Raw genomic sequence first — 2,528 nt, 5'->3', positions numbered from 1 at the left:
ATTGAACAAAATCGCTGCGCGATGGCCTGCCTAGGCTGTGTGCAGTGATTTTCTTTTTATCAAAAAGGCAGTAGAAAGTAAGTCCTAATAGTAGTATTGTTGTAGTCGCGAAACTTAACAATCAAACAGGATCATTACTAACACTGCCATGAAAAGAATATCATTCGCTTGTGCAAAGTACAAGCATCATTTTGATATACATGCACCTCCGAAGTTTTAGTTGTTCCTATCAATGACTATACTTTCGGAGGTTTTACTATGTATGATGAATATTTGAAAAAACTTGATGAAGCAGGAAAAATACGCAATCTTAAGGAGCGTTCTATATCCTGTTATCATAACTATGTTGCTTATTTTTTAAATTATGTCGGAAAAGATCCTAAGGAGCTTACCTGCCAGGATGTACGAGCTTTTCTTCTGAGCAAAAAAGATGAAGGGTTAAAAGCTACAACCTTGAATCTCTATAACTCATCAATTCGCTTTTTTTACAAGTTTGTTCTCGGCATACTTTGGGATGAGATTTTAGTTCCACGCATGATAAAAGATCAACCTCTGCCGGTAGTCCTTACATTGGAGGAAGTTAATCTCTTTCTCGATAACGTTGAGGATATAAAATATAAGGCAATGTTTGCAACCATGTATTCTTCTGGAATGCGTGTATCAGAAGTCATACATTTACATTATGATGATATTTCCAGATCAAACATGCAGATTCATGTACGGAATACTAAAAACCGTATGGATCGTTATACAATTCTTTCAAAGAAAAATCTTGATATACTCACCCGCTATTGGTTTGAGAGAAATCGCCCCACCGGCATTCTTTTCCCCAACAGATTCACAGGAGAATATCTTACAGTAAGTACTCTGGAGCAGGTCATGCGCAGAGCCATTAAAGAATCAGGTATTACTGCTAAAGCAACACCTCATAGTCTTAGACACAGCTTTGCAACACATCTCATGGAGCAGGGGGTTGATCAAAAGTATATACAAACTCTTCTCGGACACAGAGATCCTAAATCCACTGAGGTATATTTACACAGAAGTAATAAGACTATTATGGGAATTCAGAGTCCTTTTGACAGAGAGGACCTAAAAAATGAATAAACCTACTGTCCAAGATATATTTTTGAAATTTTATTCTGAATATCTTGAGAAATATACACCATCAGCTGAACAGTCCAAAGTTTCAAATGCCATTATGAATTGTAAAACTTCACGCATGGGGGCAAATGTACAGGTATGCGAAGACTGTGGTTGTATTTCAATCCACTATAATTCCTGCAGAAACAGGTGTTGTCCTATGTGTCAGGCTCTTCCCAAAGAAAAGTGGATGGATATGCGAAAGGAAGATGTTTTAGATGCTCCATATTTCCATCTGGTATTTACTGTTCCAGCTGAGTTGAATCCTGTTATCTACAGCAATCAAAAACTTCTTTATGATACGTTGTACCATGCTGCTTCAGCCACTATAAATGATCTCTCTGTTCAGGATAAATACCTTGGTGCAAATGTTGGATATATCTGCATACTTCACACATGGGGATCAGAGATGAATTATCACCCTCACATACACACAATACTTTTGGGTGGAGGTCTTGATAAGAACAAACATTGGAAAGATAAAGGTGATAAGTTCTTTCTCCCGGTACAGGTTATCTCCAAAGTTTTTCGCGGAAAATACATGGAAGAATTAAAAAGTCTGTGGGAAGATGGAAAGCTAAAGTTTTATGGTTCATCAGAAAAATATCAGAATAGATATGAGTTTAAATCCTTAATTGATACCTGCTATTCTAAGGAATGGATTCCTCATTGCAAGAAAACATTCAATGGTGCTCAATCAGTAATTAAATACCTTGGCAAATATACTCATAGGATTGCCATTAGCAACTACAGAATCATTCGCATCAATGGTGAAAATGTCACATTTTCCGTTAAAGACTACCGTAATGAAGGCAAATGGAAGGAACTTACTATAAGTGGAGTTGAATTTATAAGGCGATTTCTTATGCATGTTCCGCCAAAGCGTTTTGTAAGAATAAGGCATTATGGATTGCTTTGCAGCCGCATGAAGAACAGCAATCTTACTTTATGCAGAAATCAACTTGGTTGTAAGAAGTATATATCCGAGCTTAGGAATATGACATCCTCTCAGATATTGGATCACCTATGGGGATTCAAGGTCGGAATATGCAAGCATTGTGGTGGGAAAGTCATAGATCATCATAGACAAATGCCTATGCTTTGTTGATGTATACAAGCCATACGTTCAAGAGCCTCGCGCAAGGGAGGTCTATTTCTGATACCCTAAATTCAAAAAATCAAAAGACATAAGATATGTTATTATCTAATTAGACAGTAAAAACTGGTAAGCTCCAGGAATTGAAAACCCATATGTATAGGCTCCACGGACGCTTACTTTGTTCAATTAGGTTAAATCGCAATAAGATCAAACGAAAGGGCAGTTATTGTTATAATTCAAGCTGCTTTTTCGTTTGACCTTACAGCGATTCTAACCTAAAGAATTT

Annotated in this window: 2 protein-coding genes; both read left to right on the top strand. The window is 36.9% G+C overall.

Going from position 1 to position 2,528, the window contains the following annotated elements:
- Window positions 1-258 precede the first annotated feature (258 nt).
- Window positions 259-1,107, top strand: coding sequence for a tyrosine-type recombinase/integrase (locus tag NXH67_RS00050; protein WP_272795914.1), 849 nt, complete (start codon window positions 259-261; stop codon window positions 1,105-1,107).
- Entirely contained in the window at window positions 1,100-2,251 is a 1,152-nt protein-coding gene (locus tag NXH67_RS00045) for an IS91 family transposase (RefSeq protein ID WP_272795913.1), read from the top strand. The genes NXH67_RS00050 and NXH67_RS00045 overlap by 8 nt, the downstream gene beginning before the upstream one ends.
- Window positions 2,252-2,528 lie beyond the last annotated feature (277 nt).

This window comes from Butyrivibrio sp. DSM 10294, from assembly GCF_028539135.1.
Lineage (GTDB): Bacteria > Bacillota > Clostridia > Lachnospirales > Lachnospiraceae > Butyrivibrio.
This window is presented reverse-complemented; position numbering and strand designations above follow the sequence as displayed.